The sequence below is a fragment of the Protaetiibacter sp. SSC-01 genome, from assembly GCF_014483895.1.
Lineage (GTDB): Bacteria > Actinomycetota > Actinomycetes > Actinomycetales > Microbacteriaceae > Homoserinibacter.
On sequence record NZ_CP059987.1, the window covers coordinates 335781 to 358277 of the forward strand.

Sequence of the window (22497 nt, forward strand, 5' to 3'; positions counted from 1 at the left end):
CCGCTCAGCCCTCCTGCAGCTCGACGAGGCGCACCGAGAGGATGCGGTCGTCACCCGGGCGGGGCGTGCCGCGCCCGTCGGTGTTGTTGGTCACGAACCACAGGGTGCCGTCGGCCGCGGGCAGCACCTCGCGGACGCGGCCGAACTCGCCCTCGAACCACGCGACCGCGTCCAGGCGGCCGTCGGCCATCGGGTAGAGCGCCCACACGCGCTCGCCGCCGAGCCCTGCGAGGAAGAAGGTGCCGTCGATGTAGGCGAGGGCGCTCGGGCTCGCGTCGTCGGTGGCCCACTGCGCGACGGGGTCGATGTAACCCTCGGCGCCCGCGGCTCCTTCCACCTCGGGCCAGCCGTAGTTGCCGCCCGGCACGATGCGGTTCACCTCGTCCCACGTGTCCTGCCCGAACTCGGCGGCGTAGAGCTGCCCGGCGGCATCCCACGCGAGCCCCTGCGGGTTGCGATGCCCCATCGAGTACACGAGCGACCCGCGCAGGGGGTTGTCACCCGGCGCCTCGCCCGTGGGCGTCATCCGCAGGATCTTGCCGTTGAGGCTCTGCGGGTCTTGCGCGCTCTCCCGCGACGTGGCGTCGCCGACCGTCGCGTAGAGCATGCCGTCGGGACCGAACGCGATGCGCCCGCCGTTGTGGGTGCGCGCCTTCGCGAGGCCCGTGAGCACCTCCTCGGGCTCGCCGAGTGAGAGGCCCTCGCCGAGCGGCATGCGCACGATGCGGTTGTCGGATGCCGCGGTGAAGTAGGCGTAGAGCCACCTGCCGGTCGAGTCCTCGAGCAGGGCGAGCCCCATGAGCCCGCCCTCGCCGCCCGGCACGACGCCCGGCACCGTGCCGAGGGCAGTGAGCGTGCCGTCCGAGCCGAGATGCTGGATGACCCCCGTGTCGCGCTCGCTCACGAGCGCCTCGCCCGGCACCTCCGACTCCGGCAGCAGAACGACCGACCACGGGCTCGTGAGCCCCGTCGCGACCTCGACCGGATCGCCCGCGGGTTGCACGGGCCCACGGCCCGAGGGCGCGTTCGGAGCGGGCGTCGACGCGGGCGAGCCCGCCGGAGGCGAAGGGGGCGTCGTGCACCCCGCGAGCAGCGCAGCGACGAGGATCGCGACGGGAGCCAGGATGCGGGGGGACATGCCCTTATTCCAGCACCGGGCGCCGACGCGCGCTGTCCGCCTCAGCCCTTCGGGGGAATCTGGAAGATACCCCGACCCGGGGGAGGAGAGGCCACGGCAGTCGCATCCGTCACGACGGGCGCGCCCGCGATCCAGTCGCGCAGAGCCTTGCCGTGCACGAGCTGGGCCGGATGCGGTCCCCCCGCGAGCAGGCGCGGCATCCAGTCGAGCGGCAGCTCGGCAGGCGACGCGGCGAGCACGAAGTTGCCGAAGCGGCGCCCGCGGATCACCTGCGCCTCGCCCAGCACGGCGACATCCGCGAACACCATGCCGAGCGTCGCCGCCTGCCCGCGCGCGAACGCCGCACCCTGCCCGTCGGCGATGTTGGCGAGCAGCACGCCGCCCGGCGCGAGGAACGCCGCGCACTCCGTGTAGAACTCGACGCTCGTGACGTGCGCGGGCGTGCGGGCGCCCGAGAAGACGTCGACCACGAGGAGGTCGACCTGGCCGCGCAGCCCGCCCGGCAGCCGTCCGAGCACCTCGCGCGCGTCGCCGTAGCGCACGCGGATGGAGGCGCCGCTAGGGAGCGGCAGGTGCTCGCGCACGAGCTCGACGAGCGCGGGCTCGAGCTCGATCACCTGCTGGCGCGACCCGGGCCGCGTCGTCGCGATGTACCGCGGGAGGGTGAGCGCGCCCGCGCCCAGATGCAGGGCCGTGAGGGGCTCGCCCGGTTCGCCGAGCTCGTCGATCACGTGTCCCATGCGCGCGATGTATTCGTAGAAGAGGTGCGTGGGGTCGGCGAGGTCGACGTGCGACTGGGGTGTGCCGTCGACGACGAGCTCGAAGCCCCTCGTGAGCCGATCGGGGCGCACCTCGGCGCGCATCCCGTTCGACAATCGTGCGCTCGGCAGCTCCTCCACAGCTCAATCCTCTCCCACCCACCCGCCTCGCCGACCACGAGTCCACAGATCCTCACGTGCGCCCGATGACCGATGCGGGGGTCAACCCCACCGGATGCGGGGGTCACCCGCATCCCGCCCGTCGCCGCCGCGCGCCAGGCTGGAAGCACATCGGAAGGAGAACCCCATGACCACCACCCACCGCCGCGCGCTCGCCGCGGTCGCCGCGCTCGCCGTGGCCGGCGTCGCGCTCGCCGGATGCGCCACGCTCCCCGCGTCGGGACCGCGCGTCACCGAGGAGCACGCCGTGTCGGACGAGGTGCACGCCCTGCGTCTCGAGCACGCGGGCGACGTCGTCGTCGAGCTCGGCGACGAGCCCGGGCTCACCGTGCGCGCACCGCAGGCCACGATGGACCGGCTCACGGCCGACGAGGAGGGCGGCACGCTCGTGCTCGGCATCCGCGGCTCGAGCATGTGGGCCGGCCGCGTCACCTACACGCTCACCGTGCGCTCGTTCGACGGGCTCGAGATCGAGGGGTCGGGCGATGTGAAGGCGGACTTCTCGAGCGCCGAGGACGTGTCGATCGAGGTCGACGGCTCCGGCGACGTGAAGGCCGACGGTATCGACGCCCGGAGCGTCACCGTCTCCATCGAGGGCTCGGGCGACGTGCGGCTGAGCGGCCGCGCCGACCGCGGCGAGTACTCGATCGAGGGCTCGGGCGACATCCGCGGCGCCGACCTCGAGCTGCGCGAGGGCGAGGCGTCCATCTCGGGCGCGGGCGACATCCGCATCCACGCGACCGACACGGTCGACGCCCGCATCGACGGCTCGGGCGACATCGTCGTGACGGGGCCGGCTCGCGTGACGCGCGACGTGCAGGGCTCCGGCGACGTCACGGAAGGCTGACGCGCACATTCGGCGCCTGCATCGGCGGGCTGCACCGGGCGGCCTGCACCGGGCGGCGAAGACGGCATGCGGCGGGGGTCACGACTCCCGCCGCACGCGTGTTCCGCCGCCCCGTCGCGCAGCTTCTCCCGCCGAACGTGCCGGTGCTCCCGCCGAACGTGCCGGTGCTCCCGCCGAACGTGCAGGTGCTCCCGCCGAACGGGAACAGCGGATGCGGCACTCCCGCAGCAGAGCAGGGGCGGGTTTATAGACCCGTCCGAAAAGAAAGTCAAGGAATATGTGGACACGGCGCGTCGTTCCGACCTATAGTTGTTCTTTGCGCTCCCCCTCTCACCCTGCCCTCATATTGCGGTCGGCCGGTGTGTGCCCGGAGACGGATCCCGAAAATGGCGGCGGGATGTCCACGACCGGCTCGAGCGCCTCCTCACTGACCGACACCAATTGAGACCGACGGGTCTCACGGAGGTTGTTTTCCTTTGGCTGCTGCGCGCTCCGCATCCAGTAAGAACCCCAAGAACGGTCGCGGCGCATCGCGACTCTCGTTCGCCAAGATCACGGACACGCTGACCGTCCCGGATCTCCTCGCCCTCCAGACCGAGAGCTTCGACTGGCTCGTCGGCAACGAGGCGTGGAAGGCCCGCATCGCCGGCGACCCCAACGCCCCCCAGACCACGGGCCTCGACGAGATCTTCGAGGAGATCTCGCCCATCGAGGACCTCGGCGAGACGATGCAGCTGTCGTTCTCGAACCCCGAGCTCGAGGAGCCGAAGTACTCCATCGAGGAGTGCAAGGAGCGCGGCAAGACCTTCGCGGCGCCGCTCTACGTCAACGCCGAGTTCATGAACCACATGACCGGTGAGATCAAGACCCAGACGGTCTTCATGGGCGACTTCCCGCTCATGACCGAGAAGGGCACCTTCATCATCAACGGCACCGAGCGTGTCGTCGTGTCGCAGCTCGTCCGCAGCCCGGGCGTCTACTTCGAGCGCACGCCCGAGAAGACCTCCGACAAGGACGTGTTCTCGGCCCGCGTCATCCCGAGCCGCGGTGCGTGGCTCGAGTTCGAGATCGACAAGCGCGACCAGGTGGGCGTGCGCATCGACCGCAAGCGCAAGCAGTCGGTCACCGTGTTCCTCAAGGCCCTCGGCATGACGAGCGAGGAGATCCTCGCGGCCTTCCCCGGCTACGAGTCGATCGCCTCGACGCTCGAGAAGGATGCCATCCTCACCAAGGAGGAGGCCCTCAAGGACATCTACCGCAAGCTCCGTCCGGGCGAGCAGGTCGCCGCCGAGGCCGCCCGCGCGCTCCTCGACAACTTCTACTTCAACCCGAAGCGCTACGACCTCGCGAAGGTCGGCCGGTACAAGATCAACCGCAAGCTCGGTCTCGACGCGCCCCTGAGCGACTCGGTGCTCACGCTCGACGACATCATCGCGACGATCAAGTACCTCGTCGCGCTGCACGCCGGCGAGACCACGCTCCCGGGCGTCCGCGAGGGCAAGAAGGTCGACATCCGTCTCGACACCGACGACATCGACCACTTCGGCAACCGCCGCATCCGTGCGGTCGGCGAGCTCATCCAGAACCAGGTGCGCACCGGCCTCAGCCGCATGGAGCGCGTCGTGCGCGAGCGCATGACGACGCAGGACATCGAGGCCATCACGCCGCAGACGCTCATCAACGTGCGTCCCGTCGTCGCCGCGATCAAGGAGTTCTTCGGAACCTCGCAGCTGTCGCAGTTCATGGACCAGAACAACCCGCTCGCGGGTCTCACCCACAAGCGCCGCCTCTCGGCGCTCGGCCCGGGTGGTCTGAGCCGTGAGCGCGCGGGTGTCGAGGTCCGCGACGTGCACCCCTCGCACTACGGCCGCATGTGCCCGATCGAGACGCCGGAAGGCCCGAACATCGGTCTCATCGGCTCGCTCGCGACGTTCGGCCGCATCAACGCGTTCGGCTTCATCGAGACGCCGTACCGCAAGGTCGTGAACGGCAAGGTCACCTCGCAGATCGACTACCTGACGGCGTCCGAGGAGGACGACTTCGTCGTCGCCCAGGCGAACGCGCCGCTCACGAGCGACAGCAAGTTCGCCGAGCCCAAGGTGCTCGTCCGCAAGAAGGGCGGCGAGGTCGAGCTCGTCGACGCCGCGGACGTGGACTACATGGACGTCTCGCCGCGCCAGATGGTGTCGGTCGCGACCTCGCTCATCCCGTTCCTCGAGCACGACGACGCGAACCGCGCCCTCATGGGTGCCAACATGCAGCGCCAGGCCGTGCCGCTCCTCCGCTCCGAGTCGCCGTTCGTCGGCACCGGCATGGAGGGCTTCGCGGCGGTCGACGCCGGCGACGTCATCACGGCGCAGAAGTCGGGCGTCGTCGCCGAGGTCTCGGCGGATGTCGTGACCGTGCAGCTCGACGAGGGCGGCACGCAGGAGTACTACCTGCGCAAGTTCGACCGCTCGAACCAGGGGACGAGCTACAACCACCGCGTGGTCGTCTCGGCCGGTGAGCGCATCGAGGCCGGCGAGGTCATCGCCGACGGCCCCGCGACGGAGAACGGCGAGCTCGCGCTCGGCAAGAACCTCCTCGTGGCGTTCATGCCGTGGGAGGGCCACAACTTCGAGGACGCGATCATCCTCAGCCAGCGCCTCGTCTCCGAGGACGTGCTGAGCTCGATCCACATCGAGGAGTACGAGGTCGACGCCCGCGACACGAAGCTCGGCAAGGAGGAGATCACGCGTGACCTCCCCAACGTGAGCCCCGAGCTGCTGGCCGACCTCGACGAGCGCGGCATCATCCGCATCGGCGCCGAGGTTCGCCCCGGCGACATCCTCGTCGGCAAGGTCACGCCGAAGGGCGAGACCGAGCTGTCGGCCGAGGAGCGCCTGCTGCGCGCGATCTTCAACGAGAAGAGCCGCGAGGTGCGCGACACCTCGCTCAAGGTTCCTCACGGTGAGGAGGGCACCGTCATCGGCGTCAAGGTGTTCGACGCCCAGGACGGCGACGACGAGCTCGGCTCGGGCGTCAACCAGCGCGTCGTGGTGTTCATCGCGCAGAAGCGCAAGATCACCGAGGGCGACAAGCTCGCGGGCCGTCACGGCAACAAGGGCGTCATCTCGAAGATCCTGCCGGTCGAGGACATGCCGTTCCTCGCCGACGGCACCCCGGTCGACGTCATCCTCAACCCGCTCGGCATCCCCGGTCGCATGAACTTCGGCCAGGTGCTCGAGACCCACCTCGGGTGGATCGCGAAGCAGGGCTGGAAGGTCGAGGGCAACCCCGAGTGGGCCGCGAACCTGCCCGAGGCCGCCCGCGAGGCCGCCCCCGGCACCAAGGTCGCGACCCCGGTGTTCGACGGCGCCGCGGAGGAGGAGATCGAGGGTCTGCTCGACTCGACGATCCCGAACCGCGACGGTCTCCGGATGATCGACCACACGGGCAAGACCCGGCTGTTCGACGGCCGCTCCGGCGAGCCGTTCCCGCACCCGGTGTCGGTCGGCTACATGTACATCCTCAAGCTGCACCACCTCGTGGACGACAAGATCCACGCCCGCAGCACGGGCCCCTACTCGATGATCACCCAGCAGCCGCTCGGTGGTAAGGCGCAGTTCGGCGGCCAGCGCTTCGGTGAGATGGAGGTGTGGGCGCTCGAGGCCTACGGTGCCGCGTACGCGCTGCAGGAGCTCCTCACGATCAAGTCCGACGACATCCTCGGCCGCGTCAAGGTGTACGAGGCCATCGTCAAGGGCGAGAACATCCAGGAGCCCGGCATCCCCGAGAGCTTCAAGGTGCTCATCAAGGAGATGCAGTCGCTGTGCCTGAACGTCGAGGTGCTCGGCGCAGACGGCTCGGTCCTCAGCCTCAAGGACACGGATGACGAGGTCTTCCGCGCCGCCGAGGAGCTGGGCATCAACATCTCCACCCGCTTCGAGTCGTCGTCGATCGACGACATCTGATCCGGGCTCAACAGGATTCGTAGAGAAAAGAAGCGAGAGAGAACACACACGTGATCGACGCAACAACTTTCGACCAGCTGCGCATCGGCCTCGCCACGAGCAAGGACATCCGCGAGTGGTCGTACGGCGAGGTCAAGAAGCCGGAGACGATCAACTACCGCACGCTCAAGCCCGAGAAGGACGGTCTGTTCGGTGAGCAGATCTTCGGGCCGAGCCGCGACTGGGAGTGCTCGTGCGGCAAGTACAAGCGCGTGCGCTTCAAGGGCATTGTCTGCGAGCGCTGCGGCGTGGAGGTCACCAAGAGCTCCGTCCGTCGTGAGCGCATGGGCCACATCGAGCTCGCCGCCCCGGTGACGCACATCTGGTACTTCAAGGGCGTTCCGAGCCGTCTCGGCTACCTGCTCGACATGGCGCCGAAGGACCTCGAGAAGGTCATCTACTTCGCCGCGTACATGGTGATCGACGTCGACGAGGAGGGCCGCCACGCGGACCTCCCCGGCCTCGAGAACGAGCTGCGCCTCGAGATCAAGAACCTCGAGCAGCAGCGCGACGACCGCATCAACGCGCGTCTCGTGCAGCTCGAGGGCGACCTCGCCGCGCTCGAGGAGGAGGGCGCCAAGTCCGACCAGAAGCGCAAGGTCAAGGACGCCGGCGAGAAGGAGATGTCGCAGATCCGCAAGTCGTACGACGAGCAGATCAAGCAGCTCGAGGAGGTGTGGGAGCAGTTCCGCACCCTCAAGGTCGGTGACCTCAAGCCCGAGGACTCGGTCTTCCACGAGCTGCAGGACCGCTTCGGCCTGTACTTCGAGGCGCACATGGGCGCCGAGGCGATCAAGCGCCGCCTCGAGTCGTTCGACCTCGAGGCGGAGGCGGAGCTGCTCCACGAGCAGATCGCGAACGGCAAGGGTCAGAAGAAGATCCGCGCCATCAAGCGCCTGCGCGTCGTCAACTCCTTCCTGCAGACCGGCAACTCGCCGGCCGCGATGGTGCTCGACGTCGTGCCGGTCATCCCGCCGGAGCTTCGCCCCATGGTGCAGCTCGACGGTGGCCGCTTCGCGACCTCCGACCTCAACGACCTCTACCGTCGTGTGATCAACCGCAACAACCGTCTTCGTCGTCTGCTCGACCTCGGCGCCCCCGAGATCATCGTCAACAACGAGAAGCGGATGCTGCAGGAGGCCGTCGACGCCCTGTTCGACAACGGCCGCCGCGGTCGCCCCGTCACGGGTACCGGCAACCGCGCCCTCAAGTCCCTGAGCGACATGCTCAAGGGAAAGCAGGGTCGCTTCCGCCAGAACCTGCTCGGCAAGCGCGTCGACTACTCGGGCCGTTCGGTCATCATCGTCGGACCGCAGCTCAAGCTGCACCAGTGCGGTCTGCCGAAGCAGATGGCGCTCGAGCTGTTCAAGCCATTCGTCATCAAGCGCCTCATCGACCTGTCGCACGCGCAGAACATCAAGGCCGCCAAGCGCATGGTGGAGCGTTCGCGCCCGCAGGTGTGGGACGTGCTCGAGGAGATCATCCGCGAGCGCCCCGTGCTGCTGAACCGCGCGCCCACGCTGCACCGTCTCGGCATCCAGGCGTTCGAGCCGCAGCTCGTGGAGGGCAAGGCCATCCAGCTGCACCCGCTCGTCTGCGCCGCGTTCAACGCGGACTTCGACGGTGACCAGATGGCCGTGCACCTCCCCCTCTCGGTGGAGGCGCAGGCGGAGGCCCGCGTGCTCATGCTCGCGTCGAACAACATCCTGAAGCCGTCGGACGGCCGCCCGGTGACCCTGCCCTCGCAGGACATGATCATCGGTCTGCACCACCTGACGACGGTCAAGGAGGGCGCCGTCGGCGAGGGTCGCGCGTTCGCGTCGATCGCCGAGGCGATCCTCGCGAAGGACGAGGGCACCCTCGACCTCAACGCGAAGGTCCGCATCCGTCTCGAGGGCGTGTACCTCGAGAACGCGGACGAGGACTTCGTGCAGGGCTCGACCAAGGTGCTCGAGACCACGCTCGGCCGCGCGCTCTTCAACCAGGCGCTCCCGACCGACTACTGGTACGTCGAGGCCGTCGCCGACAAGGGCAAGATCTCCGCGATCGTCAACGACCTCGCGGAGCGCTACCCCAAGGTGGAGGTCGCCGCTGCGCTCGACCGCATCAAGGACGCCGGCTTCTACTGGGCCACGCGCTCGGGTGTGACCGTCGCCCTCAGCGACATCATCACGCCGCAGGACAAGCCCGCGATCGTGTCGAAGCACGAGAAGCAGGCCGCGAAGATCCAGTCGGAGTTCGACAAGGGTCTGATCGACGACGCGACGCGCCGCAAGGAGCTCATCGACATCTGGACGGAGGCGACCAACGAGATCGCCAAGTCCATGCAGGAGAGCTACCCCAAGGACAACAACATCTTCCGGATGGTGTCGTCGGGTGCCCGTGGTAACTGGCTGCAGGTGCGCAACATCTCGGGTATCCGCGGCCTCGTCGCAAACCCGAAGGGTGAGACCATCGCGCGCCCGATCATCTCGTCCTACCGCGAGGGTCTGTCGGTGGCGGAGTACTTCATCGCCACGCACGGTGCCCGTAAGGGTCTCGCCGACACCGCCCTCCGTACCGCGGACTCCGGCTACCTGACGCGTCGTCTCGTCGACGTCTCGCAGGATGTCATCATCCGCGAGGACGACTGCGGCACGACCAAGGGTCTCGAGATCCGCATCGCGGCGAAGATCGGCGACGAGCTGGTCCGCGACGAGAACGTCGAGAACTCGGTCTACGCGCGCTCGCTCGCCGAGGACGCGGTCGACGCAAAGGGCGAGGTCGTGGCCCCCGCGGGCTCCGACGTCGGCGACGTGCTCATCAACGAGCTCATCGCGGCCGGTGTCGAGACCGTCAAGGTGCGCTCGGTGCTCACGTGCGAGTCGGCGGTCGGCGTCTGCGCCGCCTGCTACGGCCGTTCGCTCGCGACCGGCAAGCTCGTCGACATCGGCGAGGCGGTCGGCATCATCGCCGCCCAGTCGATCGGCGAGCCCGGCACGCAGCTGACGATGCGTACCTTCCACCAGGGTGGTACCGCCGGTGCCGACGACATCACGCAGGGTCTGCCCCGTGTCACCGAGCTCTTCGAGGCCCGTACTCCGAAGGGCGCGAGCCCGATCGCGGAGGCCGCCGGTCGCATCGAGATCGAGGACACCGAGAAGCAGCGTCGGATCATCCTCACGCCCGACAACGGCGACGAGCCGATCCTCTACCCCGTGCTCAAGCGCGCCACCCTCCTCGTGGAGGACGGCCAGCACGTGGAGCTCGGCCAGCAGTTCGTCGTCGGAAACCTCGACCCGAAGGAGGTCCTGCGCGTGCAGGGCGTCCGTGCGGTGCAGAAGCACCTCGTCGACGGCGTGCAGGGCGTCTACCGCTCGCAGGGTGTGCCGATCCACGACAAGCACATCGAGGTCATCGTCCGTCAGATGATGCGCAAGGTGACCGTCGTCGAGCACGGCGACACCGAGCTGCTGCCCGGTGAGCTCGTGGACCGTTCGCGGTACACGGAGATCAACCGTGCGGCGATCGTCGAGGGCAAGAAGCCGGCGTCGGCGCGTCAGGAGGTCATGGGTATCACCAAGGCCTCGCTCGCGACCGAGTCCTGGCTGTCGGCGGCCTCTTTCCAGGAGACCACCCGCGTGCTCACGCAGGCCGCGATGGAGGGTCGCTCCGACCCGCTGGTCGGCCTCAAGGAGAACGTGATCATCGGACAGCTGATCCCGGCGGGTACCGGACTCTCGAAGTACCGGAACGTGTCGGTCGAGGCGACCGAGGAGGCGAAGGCGGAGCGTTACCCGAACCGCATCTTCGCCGACGACTCGGCGTTCTCGGAGGCCGATCTGAGCTTTGTCGACTTCGACAGCTTCAGCTCGGACGACTTCCAGCCCGGTACCTATAACTGAGTCGCGCGGTGGGGGCTCCACGCCCCCGCCGCCGACTCAGGCGCCGCGCTGAGGAGGCCGAAGGCCGTCTCGAAGCGTCGAGTAGGCCGCCCCTGCCGGGCGGCCGTATCGAGACCTGGTCGCGTCACTCCTAGCAGTACAGAAGGCCCCCGTGTCAACGGGGGCCTTCTGGCATTCTCCCGGCGAGCCTCCCTCGCTAGGCTGAGGCGCACGAGCGAAGGAGGCCCCCATGGCCGAGCCCACCGAGCCCCAGTCCCCCGCCGATCCGGATGCCACGCCGGAGCCCGTCGTCGTCGAACCGGTGTCGGCGACCGAGCACGTCGGGGTCGAACCGGACGTGCCGACGGTCGAGGAGGCCGACGAGGCGGAGGTCGTGGACGACGTCTCGGACCCCGTCGTCGTGGAGCCGGAGCCCGTCGTCGACACGACCGAGGACCCCGAGCCGGAGCCGCTCGTCGAGCCGGAGCCGCTCGTCGAGCCGGAGCCCGTCGCGGTCCCGGACAGGGACACGCACGCCGAGTCCGACCGCTACTCGGGCCCGCTCGTCGCGGAGCCCGTCGTCGTCGTCGAGGAGGAGACGGTCGTCGAGACCGAGACCGTCGAGCCCGAGGTGATCGAGGCGGAGCCCGCGACGGCATCCGAGTCCGAGCCCACGCCCGCGGTGCCCGTCACGCCGGTCGCCCCCGTCGCCGCGCCCGCGGAGCCGCCTCGCGAGGTCGTCTACGTGCAGGCGCCGACCCCGCCGAAGGCCCGCGGCAACCGCGGTTTCGGCGTGCTCATCTCGCTGCTCGGCGCGATCGCCTTCGGGCTGCTCTACCTCGCGGCGGCCGTCGTGCTGTCGCTGCTCCCCGGCACGGGGTTCACCGCGTCGATCCCGGTCTTCCTCGCGAGCGACGCGTTCTGGGTGCCGATCGCCGCGTACGCGGTGTTCGCCGTCATCTTCGCGCTCATCGTCAACCGGGCCGCGTGGTGGGCGCACGTCATCACGAGCATCCTCGTCGCCGTGCTGACCTACGCCGCCTCGATCGGCGTGCTCGCACTGCTGCGCGATGTCGTCGGGATGACGCCGGATGCGGGCCTCTCCCTCATCGGGGCCATGGCCGTGAGCCCGTTGCTGCTCACCGTGCTCGTGCTCGCGCGCGAGACGAACCTGTGGTTCGGGCTCGCGATCTCGACGCGCGGCCGCCGCGTGAAGGAGCGCAACGCGAGCGAGCGGGCGGAGTTCGAGCGGAGCGTCGCGGAGCAGCGCGCGGAGTATGAGCGCGCCCACGCCTCCTGACGAGCGTCGGCCCGGCGCGCCCGCACGGCATCCGGAGCGGGTCGCCGGGCTGTTCGTCGCCATCGTGTGGGCGGCCCTCGTGTTCGCGGTGTTCGGGGTGCTCGCGGTGCTGCTCGACCGCGACCCCGTCGAGCAGCCGGTCGGCCCGTACTTCGGGCTCGTCGCGATCGTGCTGGCCCTCGGCGTCGTCTACCTCGGGATCGTGTTCACGACGCCCGCGCGAGCGCCCGGACTCGGCGCGGTGGCCACGGCGGCCGGTGTCTACCTCGTGATCGTGCTGTCGGCCCTCGTCGTCGACACCGCCCTCGCCTTCGAGCAGGCGACGAGTCCGTTCGTCGTCGCGGCCGCGATCCTGGCCTTCGCGCCTCCCATCGCCTGCTGGGCATACTTCCGCTCGAGGCGCTGACCCGTCCGGGTGCCCCCCGCATGCGGGTATCGTCCCGGAGGCATACGGGCGGATAGCCTGACGACCTCAGGGATGTGGGGTCCCTGATCGAGATGCCGCTCGGGGGGACGGCATCCCGGGTACCGTGCGAACACCTAGGGGGTGGCATGGCCTCCCTTTCCGAGATCCTCATCATCCGGGGACAGCTTCCGATCACGTCGATCGACGCGGCCGCGAACGACGACGAGACGCAGATCCGCGAGCTCGTGACGCAGGGCCTGCTCACCGAGAGCCAGGTCGCATCCGCGCGTGCCGCGCAGATGAACCTGCCGTTCGTCGACCTCACGGAGTACCCCGTCGACCACTCGGCCGTCGCGCTCGTGCCGATCGGGCTGCTGCGCCGTCACGAGGTGCTGCCGATCGGCCGCGACGGCGACCGCCTGCTCGTCGCGATGGCCGACCCGAACAACGTCGTCGCGCTCGACGACATCCGCGCCGCCGTGCGCTTCTCGGTGCGCGCCGTCGTCGCCGAGCGCCAGGACCTGCTCAACGCGATCACCCGCTTCGTGCGCGCCGACAGCGAGCTCAACGACCTCTCGAGCGAGATCGAGAGCGATGCCGAGCCCACCGGCAGCGAGCTCGAGCGCGCCGAGGTCGAGGACGACGCGCCCATCGTGCGCTTCGTGAACCTGCTCATCAGCCAGGCGATCCAGGACCACGCATCCGACATCCACATCGAGCCCGCCGAGCACGACATGCACGTGCGGTACCGCATCGACGGCGTGCTGCACGAGATGCAGCGTGCGCCGAAGACGATCCAGAACGGCGTCATCAGCCGCCTCAAGATCATGAGCGACATCGACATCGCCGAGCGCCGCAAGCCCCAGGACGGCCGCCTCTCGGTCATGCACGGCGGCAGGAAGATCGACCTCCGCGTCGCGACCCTGCCGACGGTGTACGGCGAGAAGGTCGTCATGCGTATCCTCGACAACTCGTCGACGCAGCTCGGCATCCAGCAGATGGCGATGCTCGACCACAACCTCGACCGCTTCAAGCGCTCGTACTCGAAGCCGTACGGCATGATCCTCGTCACCGGTCCCACGGGTTCCGGTAAGTCGACGACGCTCTACACGACCCTCAACGAGGTCGCGAAGCCCGAGATCAACGTCATCACGGTCGAGGACCCGGTCGAGTACCGCCTGCCGGGCATCAACCAGGTGCAGGTCAACGTCAAGGCGGGCCTGACCTTCGCGAGCGCGCTCCGCAGCATCCTGCGTTCGGACCCGGATGTCGTGCTGATCGGTGAGATCCGCGACCAGGAGACGGCGCAGATCGCCATCGAGGCGTCGCTCACGGGTCACCTCGTGCTCTCGACGCTGCACACGAACGACGCGCCGAGCGCCGTCACGCGTCTCATCGAGATGGACATCGAGCCGTTCCTCGTCGGCTCGGCGCTCGACTGCGTCGTGGCTCAGCGTCTCGCGCGACGCTTGTGCGACAAGTGCAAGCAGCCGTACCACCACAACCCGGACGAGCTGCAGGCACTCGGTTTCGCTTTCGACCCGCGGATGGGGATCCCGACCCTGTTCCGTCCCGTCGGCTGCCAGCACTGCTCGAACACGGGCTACCGCGGCCGCATGGCGCTCCACGAGGTGATGACCGTCACCGAGGAGATCGAGCGTCTCGCGGTCGCCCGTTCGTCGAGCGCCGAGATCGGCCGCGTCGCCGTTCAGCAGGGCATGTACACGCTGCGGCAGGACGGGTGGGGCAAGGCTCTGCTCGGCATGACGAGCATCGAGGAGATCCTGCGCGTCGTCGCCTAGCGACGATGTGGGGAGGTTCCGCATGGAGGGGGAGGACCAGCGCGTGAACAACAACATCTACGAGATCCCGTTGACGGATCCGGCGGCGCCGCCGTTCGGCGCGCCCGGCACGAGCGGCGCCCTGCCGCCGCAGCCCGGCGTGCTGCCGCCGGACGCCGTGCCGAGCGTCGACTTCTCGCAGCTGCCGCCGCCCGGCATGAGCGCCGCGCCGTCGTCGGATGCGCCCTCGCCCGTGCCGCCGTCGGCGAGCGTGCCGCCTGTGCCGCCGCCCGCCGCGTCGTTCTCCGACTCGGCCCCGCCCGTCTTCCCGCCCGCCGGGGGCATCCCGGGCTTCACGGAGGCGCCGACCGTCGACCTGACCACGCCGAGCTTCGCCGCCGCGCCGCCGCCTCCGCTCCCGACCGCGGCCGTCGCTCCCGCGGCACCCGTGCCCGCCGAGACGCTCATCGACGACGAGTTCGCGCGCGCGGCCCGCGCCAACGCGGATGCCGACCTGCTGCACTGCCTGCAGGAGGTGCTCCTCGCGGGCGCATCCGACCTCCACATCTCCACGGGCACCTCGCCGCTCCTCCGTATCGACGGCACGCTCACGCCCGTGCACGAGCAGCCCATCTGGGACCGCGAGAAGACCGCGACGGCGCTCTACAGCATCCTGTCGCCGACGCAGCGGGCGAAGTTCGACGAGGTGCTCGAGCTCGACTTCGCGTTCACGCTCTCGGCCAACGCCCGTTTCCGCGTGAACTTCTACCAGCAGCGCGGCGCGATCGGCGGGGCGTTCCGTATCATCCCGACCGAGATCAAGAGCCTGAGCCAGCTCGGCGTGCCGCCGCAGGTGGGCGAGTTCGCGAAGCTGCCGCGGGGTCTCGTGCTCGTGACGGGCCCGACCGGTTCGGGTAAGTCGACGACCCTCGCCGCCCTCATCGACCAGGTGAACCAGACGCGTCGCGACCACGTCGTGACGGTCGAGGACCCGATCGAGTTCCTGCACAACAACAAGAAGGCGCTCATCAACCAGCGCGAGGTCGGTGCTGACACGCACTCCTTCGCGAACGCGCTCAAGCACGTCCTCCGCCAGGACCCCGACGTCATCCTCATCGGTGAGCTCCGAGACCTCGAGACGATCTCGGTCGCCCTGACCGCGGCGGAAACCGGTCACCTCGTCTTCGCGACCCTGCACACGCAGAGCGCCGCGTCGACGATCGACCGTGTCATCGACGTCTTCCCGCCGCACCAGCAGGACCAGATCCGCGTGCAGCTCGCGGCGACGCTGCAGGGCGTCGTCTGTCAGACCCTCGTCAAGCGCGCCAACGGCCGGGGCCGTGCCGTCGCGACGGAGGTCATGTTCATCACGCCGGCCATCGCGAACCTCGTGCGCGAGGGCAAGACCTACCAGGTGACGTCTTCCCTGCAGTCGGGTGCCGCGCAGGGCATGCACACGATGGACCAGCACCTCGCCGACCTCGTGAACGGCGGCGAGGTCGCCTACGAGCACGCGCTCGAGAAGGTGCAGGATCTCGAGACGTTCAACCGCCTCGTCACGCGCCGCGACCTCAACAACAACGCTCAGGCTGCGAGAAGCATCTGATGGCCGCCGGAGCAGCAGTCGCATCTCCGACGCGCAACTGGACGTACCAGGGGCGTGACGGTGCGGGAAAGCGCGTCAAGGGGAAACTCGAAGCGCCCACCGAGAGCGCCGCCGTCGATCGCATGAGAGCGATGGGGCTCAGCCCGATCAAAGTCAGCGAGATCCAGGCCGGGACCGGGCTCAACCGAGAGATCGAGATCGGTGGGAGCAACGTAGGCCTCAAGGATCTCGCGGTGCTCTCGCGCCAGGCAGCGACGATGGTAAGTGCGGGCCTCTCTCTCCTCAAGACGCTCAACATCCTTGCCGAGCAGACGGAGAACAAGAAGCTGAAATCCACGCTCGCCACCGTCTCGCGCGACGTCGAGGTCGGCTGGTCGTTCTCCGACGCCCTGGGGAAGCACCCCCGCGTGTTCCCGCCCCTCATGGTCAATATGGTGCGCGCTGGCGAGACCGGCGGCTTTCTCGACGGCGCGCTCAACACAATCGCGGTGAACTACGAGAAGGAAGCGAAGCTGCGCGAGCAGATCAAGTCCGCGATGACCTATCCCGTGATGGTCTTCATCATGTCGATCGTCGCGGTGATCGTGATGCTCCTATTCATCGTCCCCATATTCAAGGACATGTTCGCGGGCTTCGGTGCTGAACTCCCGCTACCAACGATGATGCTGGTCTGGCTGAGCCAGGCGATGGTGTACGTCGTGCCTGTCGGAATCGTCGGCGGGATCGCCTTCGCCGTCTGGTGGGGCGCGAACAAGCACACCGAGAAGGTGCGGAAGTTCGTCGACCCGCTCAAGCTCAAGATTCCCGTCTTCGGAAGCCTCATCGGCAAGATCGCCATAACCCGCTTCTGTAGGAACCTGGCGGACATGGTCAAGGCGGGCGTCCCCATTCTGCAAGCGCTCAACATCGTGGGCGAAGCGTCCGGCAACTGGGTCATAGAGCAGGCATCACTCGAGATCGCAAACTCCGTGCGTATCGGAAAATCGATCTCCGGACCGCTAGCCGAACAGAAGGTATTCCCGCCGATGGCAGCGCAGATGATCGCTGTCGGCGAGGACGCGGGGGCGCTCGACACGATGCTCTCGAAGGTCGCGGACTTCTATGACGACGAAGTGAAGGCCACCACCGAGGGGCTCACATCCATCATCGAGCCGCTGCTCATCGCGTTCCTCGGCATCGTCGTGGGCGGCATGGTCATCGCGCTGTACATGCCCATCTTCAGCATGATCAACGTCGTCGGAGGTGCCTGAACCTGCCCCCCCATCGCGGGATACCGCGGGGGGAATAGACAGGGCCACGATCAAAGCGTCGAGTCAGAACCGTAGGGGGGGACGGCTCGCGAACCCATAACAATCAAGTGGAAATGGAAATGCACATGACTCGCATCAGCGCCGCTCTCGCGGCTCAGCGCGAGAAGCTCGCCAAGAAGGATGAGGGCTTCACCCTCATCGAGCTCCTCGTCGTCGTCATCATCATCGGCATCCTGGCCGCGATCGCGATCCCGGTGTACATCGGGGTCCAGAACTCGGCCAAGGAGTCGGCTCTCCAGAGCGACATCAACAACTTCAAGACGGCCGTCGTGGCCTACTTCACGGCAGAGGGCGACTACCCCGCCACCGGCACCGACCTGTCGGCCCAGGGTTACCCCGGGCCGAGCCGCGACGACTACGAGGCCGCGCCGGCGATCCTCTACGGCTCGGGCGACACGTTCACCATCTGTGGCCAGGCGCTCGACACCGGCAAGATCTACGAGGCGTCTGAGTCCAGCGGCGTCGAAGAGGTCACCGCCTGCACGACGCCCTAAGTAGTTCCATGGTCGCGTCGCTTCGACGCTGACCGGGGGTGGGGCATCCGTACGGGTGCCCCACCCCCGCACCTCAGTTCTCGACGGCAGGGGGCCGGAGATGGCGAAAGCGGATATCGCACGTACCGTTCGGTACATCCGCACGCGGCTGCGCGATGACGAGGGCATCTCGATCATCGAGGTGCTCGCCGCAACCATGATCTTCCTCATGCTCTCGGTCGGAGTCGCCCAGGCGACGGTGACCGCCATCCGTCTCGCAGGCGACCAGCGTCATCGCGTGACCGCGCTCAGCCTCGCGGCGAGCGAGATCGACCTCGTGCGCTCGATCAGCGACCCGTTCGACGTGCTGGACCGCACCCCGCCGCTGATCGTCACGGTCGACGGCCTCGACTACACGATCCACCGGACCACGTCGTGGGTCTCGGGAACCGGCCTCGACATCCCCTGCGGCGCAGGTGGGACCGGCAACCTGCAGTACAAGCGCGTGAACGTGCGCGTGACCTGGGAGGGGCAGCTCGAGCCCATCGCGCCGGTCTCCACCGACACCATTCTCGCGCCCGATGGGCGCCTCAACGACCCTTCGCGGGGAACGATCATCGTCGCGGCGACCCGCGCAGACGGCACGGGTGCATCGGGGGTCAACGTCAACATCGCTCCCAACGGGGGAGGTGCTGTCGCGCTCGACGCACAGCCGGATCCCACGAACGCCGAGGGGTGCACCTACGCGCTTCAGGTCAACCCGGGCAACTACACCGTGTCGCTCTCGCGCGCCGGCTACGTGAGCGCGGACCAGACCTCGAACCCGAGCTCGAGCGTCACCGTGGCCGCCGGTGCGACCGTGAACGCGCCGTTCACGTACGACCGGGCCGGGACATTCGGCATCACATACGCGGGCGGATCGACCGCGGCGCGGCCCACGAACCTCGAGACCAGCTTCATCAACACCTACGGCGTCTTCTACACCTCCGGCCCGGTGCCGACCACGACTCTCTTCCCGTGGAGTTCCGGCTACCGAGCGGTCGCCGGCCACTATGTCGCGCCAGATGGGACGGGTGCCGGCGGCTGCCCCGCGGTCGACCCGGCTGAGTGGCCGGCTGCGACAGTCGGCTCGACAGATCTCGCCGCAGGTGTCGCGCCCGATCCCGTGGCTGCGACCCCCGGAGGCACCGCTTCGGTGAACGTTCCGCTCGCGACGGTGGAGCTCAAGAGCATCCCGCAGAACCGCTACATCACAGCGGTCAGCCAGAACGTGAGCGTCGCCGCGGGCCAGCCGGGGTGCGCCGTGGCCATGACCTACACCTTCGCGCGGATCAGCACGAGCAACAGCAACTCGGATCGCACGATCCTGCTGCCGTACGGGACCTGGCGGCTCTACACGTCGACGAGCAGCGGTGGCACATCGACATCGATCGGGCAGTCGGCGATCGATCCGCTGAGCAACGCCGTGACCTCGGGCATGGTTTCCGGCAATCAGGTCACCCTCGACCCGCGGGTCGCCCAATGATCCGCGCCTACCGTCGCCTCCGCGCCGAGCAGGCGGGCGTGACGCTCGTCGAGACGCTCGTCGTCATGGTGCTGAGCGGCATCCTCATGTCGATCACCGCCGTTTTCTTCGTGACCGTCACGCGTCAGACCATGCAGGCGGAAGACATCCGTCGGTCCACAGCGGACGCGAGCAACATCATGAACGTCGTCTCGACGTCCGTGCGCGCGGCAGTGCGCAATGCCGTCGCCAACTCGCCGAACCCCGACCCGGCGGTCGTGGCAGCGTCGCCCACGTCGATCACGATCATCACCTACACGGATGCCGGCCCCAGCTTCGAGACTCCGTTGCGCCTGCGCTACCGCGTCGACGCGGACGGTCGCATGGTCGAGGATCGGTGGAACGCGACCGTTGTGAATGGCTACGCCGTCTTCCCATCGATGACGACGAATCCAGCGTCGACCCGCGTCCTCGGCAATGTCGTCGTGAACACGACGGCGGAGCCGCTCTTCCGGTACTACAACTCCGGCGGCGGATTGCTCGGGGGAAGTGGAACGCTGACAGCGACCGATCGTGCCGCTGTGACGTCGGTGAGATTCAACGTCAAGGTGCGCGCAGAGGGCTCCGACCAGATCGTCGCGCTGGACAACACCATCGGCATGCCCAACATGGACCTCGGAACCGGGAGCTGAACATGCTGCGTCGTCTCATCCGCCGTGAAGAGGGCTACGTCCTCCCGATGGTGCTCGGCCTCGGCATGGTGCTCGTCCTGGTCACGGCTACCGCTCTCGCCGCGACCTCGAGCGGCAGCGTCAAGTCCGACACCGAAGCGAACTGGAACGCCGCCCTCGCCGCCGCGTACGCCGGCATCGAGGACTACACCAGCCGCGTCGAGAACGACACCAGCTACGTGCGTTTCGGCAACTTGGCGTCGCCCTTCAGCGCCGCGAGCCCCGGCCTCACGCTTCCGACGGGGTCGGCTGCGAACCCCGCATTCGACGTGGCGGCCGGGGGAACCTGGGCCGTCGTGCCCGGGTCGGAGGGCGCCGCGAAGTTCCGCTACGAGATCGACACGTCGCGGTACCCGGCGACCGGCGTCATCCGCATCCGCTCGACCGGGCTCGTGGGTGACCAGACGCGGTCCGTGATCGCGGATCTGCGCCAGGACGGCTTCAGCGACTTCGTCTACTTCACCGACTTCGAGGTGCAGGACCCGCTTCTGACGTCCGGCAACGACCCGTACTGCGCGAACTACTGGTGGAACCGACCTCCGCAGAAGACGTCGGGCGTGCCCGGTTACTCGGGCGGATCGCCGAGCTGCAGCGATATCCAGTTCGGCTCGAGCGACACGATCGAGGGCAAGGTCCACAGCAACGACCGCCTGCTCGTGTGCGGCACGAACTTCCTGGGTGCCGTGACCAGCGCGAGCACGACCACCCCTCTGTACGGCACCGCAGGCGGCTGCTCGGCTCCGTCCTTCCCCTCCGGGACGACGGCGCAGCGCGTGGGAGCCATCACCATGCCCGACACGAACGCCGAGATGAAGAAGGAGACGCGCAGCGATCTTCCCGGCGAAGTACCCGACCCGGGTTGTCTCTACACAGGGCCAACAGTTGTGAAGCTCAACGGTGACGGGACGATGACCGTCTGGTCGCCGTTCACCAAGAAGACCCAGACGACCGGAGCGGGCACGGGCAGCACGCCCGCCAAGTGCGGCGCCATCGGCACGACGGGCAATACTCTCGGCAGCACCGCGGGCGCCAAGATCCCCGTGCTCGACCTCAACCTCCTCTACGTCCAGAACGTGCCGACCACGTCGACGGACCCGAACTACACCTCGACGTCGACGACGAACTTCGGCAACTTCTATTGCAGTGGATCGGGATCCACCCAGGGTTGGAAGATCGCGGCCAATAACACGACGACGACGTACGCGCAGAAGTTCCCGGCGACCATCGGCTCCAACACGGAGACGGTGCCCGCGACGTCGACCTCATCGACACCCGCGTACGGATGTCGAAACGGCGATCTCTTCATCTCCGGCGAGATCAAAGGCCGGATGACGGCCGCGGCCGAGAACTACGTGTACATCACGGGCGACATCACCTACGACGACAACAACGAGGACATGATCGGCCTCGTGGGCCAGAACGCCGTGTGGATCTGGAACCCGATGCGAGTCAACAACGGCAACTACACGCCGATGCTCGGCACGAACCGCACGGTCTACGCGTCGATGCTGTCGGTCGCCCACACCATCCAGGTTCAGAACCATGACAAGGCGACCAACACCTCGCGTGGCACCCTGACGGTGGTCGGGAGCATGGCGCAGAAGTTCCGCGGGCCTGTCGGCACGACGAGCCCCACGGGATACAACAAGAACTACAAGTACGACCCGCGCTTGACCTACTCGGCCCCGCCGAAGTACCTGACGCCCACGTCGACCACCTACGGCACGACTCAGATCGCCGGGGTCCCCTCGGCGTTCTCGGCTGATGGGACGCCGAGATGATGCCCCTGCTTGCGACGGTCGTGGGAGTCACGGGACTCTCCATCGGCTCGTTCCTCAACGTCGTCGTGTGGCGGGTGCCGCGCGGCGTGTCGATCGTGCGTCCCGCGTCGGCCTGCCCCGGATGCGGTGCCGAGATCCGTGCGCGAGACAACGTGCCCGTGCTGTCCTGGCTTCTGCTCGGGCGTCGCTGTCGCGAGTGCCGCACGGCGATCTCCGCGCGCTACCCGCTCGTCGAAGCAGTGACAGCGATCGCCTTCGTCGTGGTGGCGCTGGTCTTCGCGCCGTCGATCCTCGAGGCGACGGACCCGTCGTCGGTCGTCGCGGCGTCGCTCGTCCTCGCCGCCTATCTGGCCCTGGCAGCAATCAGCATCGCCCTCTCGGCGATCGACCTCGAGTTGCGCCGGTTGCCGAACCCGATCGTCTTGACGGGATTCATCGCGGGCGTCGCCCTGCTCGTCCCCGCGCTCCTCATCGAGACGCGATACGACCTGCTCGTCTCGGCGGGCCTCGGGGCGGCGGCCTCGTTCGCGTTCTACTTGGCGCTCGCCCTCATCGGGCGCGGCGGCATGGGCATGGGAGACGTGAAGCTCGCGGGTGTGCTGGGCCTGTACCTCGGGGCGCTCGGATGGGCGCCCCTCGTGGTCGGAGTCGCCGCGGCGTTCGCAGTGGGCGCGGTCGCGGGAGTGATCACGCTTATCGTGCGGCGATCCGTCAAGGATCGCTCGCTGCCATTCGGCCCCTGGATGTTCCTCGGGGCGTGGGTGGGCATCTTCGGTGGCGACGCGATCGCCGCTGGATATCTCCGGTTCGTCGGCCTGGGCTGACGT

At 68.3% G+C, this 22497-nt stretch carries 15 protein-coding genes; 13 read left to right on the plus strand and 2 right to left on the minus strand.

Features of this window, described 5'->3' with window-relative positions; genetic code table 11:
* Positions 1 to 4 precede the first annotated feature (4 nt).
* Both H4J02_RS01565 and H4J02_RS01570 read right to left on the minus strand, forming a co-directional pair.
* Entirely contained in the window at positions 5 to 1138 is a 1134-nt protein-coding gene (locus H4J02_RS01565) for a sorbosone dehydrogenase family protein (protein WP_187675390.1), read from the minus strand.
* Between the two features lie 41 nt (positions 1139 to 1179).
* Positions 1180 to 2001, minus strand: coding sequence for a spermidine synthase (locus H4J02_RS01570; RefSeq protein ID WP_187676377.1), 822 nt, complete (start codon positions 1999 to 2001; stop codon positions 1180 to 1182).
* Positions 2002 to 2203: 202 nt separating this feature from the next.
* Here H4J02_RS01570 and H4J02_RS01575 point away from each other — a divergent pair, with 202 nt between their 5' ends.
* From H4J02_RS01575 to H4J02_RS01635, 13 genes are all read left to right on the plus strand, one after another.
* Positions 2204 to 2923 (plus strand): head GIN domain-containing protein, encoded by a 720-nt coding sequence (locus tag H4J02_RS01575; RefSeq protein WP_187675391.1) that lies wholly within the window; start codon positions 2204 to 2206, stop codon positions 2921 to 2923.
* Between the two features lie 476 nt (positions 2924 to 3399).
* Complete coding sequence (gene rpoB / locus H4J02_RS01580; RefSeq protein WP_187675392.1) at positions 3400 to 6876, plus strand: DNA-directed RNA polymerase subunit beta; 3477 nt, start codon at positions 3400 to 3402, stop codon at positions 6874 to 6876.
* Between the two features lie 50 nt (positions 6877 to 6926).
* Entirely contained in the window at positions 6927 to 10799 is a 3873-nt protein-coding gene (locus H4J02_RS01585) for a DNA-directed RNA polymerase subunit beta' (protein WP_187675393.1), read from the plus strand.
* Between the two features lie 229 nt (positions 10800 to 11028).
* Positions 11029 to 12078, plus strand: coding sequence for a hypothetical protein (locus tag H4J02_RS01590; protein ID WP_187675394.1), 1050 nt, complete (start codon positions 11029 to 11031; stop codon positions 12076 to 12078).
* Positions 12056 to 12484, plus strand: a complete 429-nt coding sequence (locus H4J02_RS01595; protein ID WP_187675395.1) for a hypothetical protein — start codon at positions 12056 to 12058, stop codon at positions 12482 to 12484. The genes H4J02_RS01590 and H4J02_RS01595 overlap by 23 nt, the downstream gene beginning before the upstream one ends.
* Positions 12485 to 12630: 146 nt before the next feature.
* Complete coding sequence (locus H4J02_RS01600; protein WP_187675396.1) at positions 12631 to 14286, plus strand: GspE/PulE family protein; 1656 nt, start codon at positions 12631 to 12633, stop codon at positions 14284 to 14286.
* Between the two features lie 43 nt (positions 14287 to 14329).
* The gene (locus tag H4J02_RS01605) at positions 14330 to 15871 is read left to right on the plus strand and encodes a type IV pilus twitching motility protein PilT (RefSeq protein ID WP_316250700.1); all 1542 of its coding nucleotides are present in this window, start codon (positions 14330 to 14332) and stop codon (positions 15869 to 15871) included.
* Positions 15871 to 17121 (plus strand): type II secretion system F family protein, encoded by a 1251-nt coding sequence (locus H4J02_RS01610; RefSeq protein ID WP_187675397.1) that lies wholly within the window; start codon positions 15871 to 15873, stop codon positions 17119 to 17121. The genes H4J02_RS01605 and H4J02_RS01610 overlap by 1 nt, the downstream gene beginning before the upstream one ends.
* Before the next feature lie 125 nt (positions 17122 to 17246).
* Positions 17247 to 17675: a prepilin-type N-terminal cleavage/methylation domain-containing protein gene (locus tag H4J02_RS14085; RefSeq protein ID WP_316250701.1), complete on the plus strand. Its 429-nt coding sequence runs from the start codon at positions 17247 to 17249 to the stop codon at positions 17673 to 17675.
* A gap of 100 nt (positions 17676 to 17775) precedes the next feature.
* Positions 17776 to 19179, plus strand: coding sequence for a carboxypeptidase-like regulatory domain-containing protein (locus H4J02_RS01620; RefSeq protein ID WP_187675398.1), 1404 nt, complete (start codon positions 17776 to 17778; stop codon positions 19177 to 19179).
* Positions 19176 to 19850 (plus strand): type II secretion system protein J, encoded by a 675-nt coding sequence (locus tag H4J02_RS01625; RefSeq protein ID WP_187675399.1) that lies wholly within the window; start codon positions 19176 to 19178, stop codon positions 19848 to 19850. Before H4J02_RS01620 ends, H4J02_RS01625 begins: the two co-directional genes overlap by 4 nt.
* Before the next feature lie 2 nt (positions 19851 to 19852).
* Positions 19853 to 21670, plus strand: a complete 1818-nt coding sequence (locus H4J02_RS01630) for a hypothetical protein (protein WP_187675400.1) — start codon at positions 19853 to 19855, stop codon at positions 21668 to 21670.
* Positions 21667 to 22494 carry an A24 family peptidase gene (locus H4J02_RS01635; protein WP_187675401.1) on the plus strand — a complete coding sequence of 276 codons (828 nt, stop codon included), beginning with the start codon at positions 21667 to 21669 and terminating at the stop codon, positions 22492 to 22494. The genes H4J02_RS01630 and H4J02_RS01635 overlap by 4 nt, the downstream gene beginning before the upstream one ends.
* Positions 22495 to 22497: the final 3 nt, after the last annotated feature.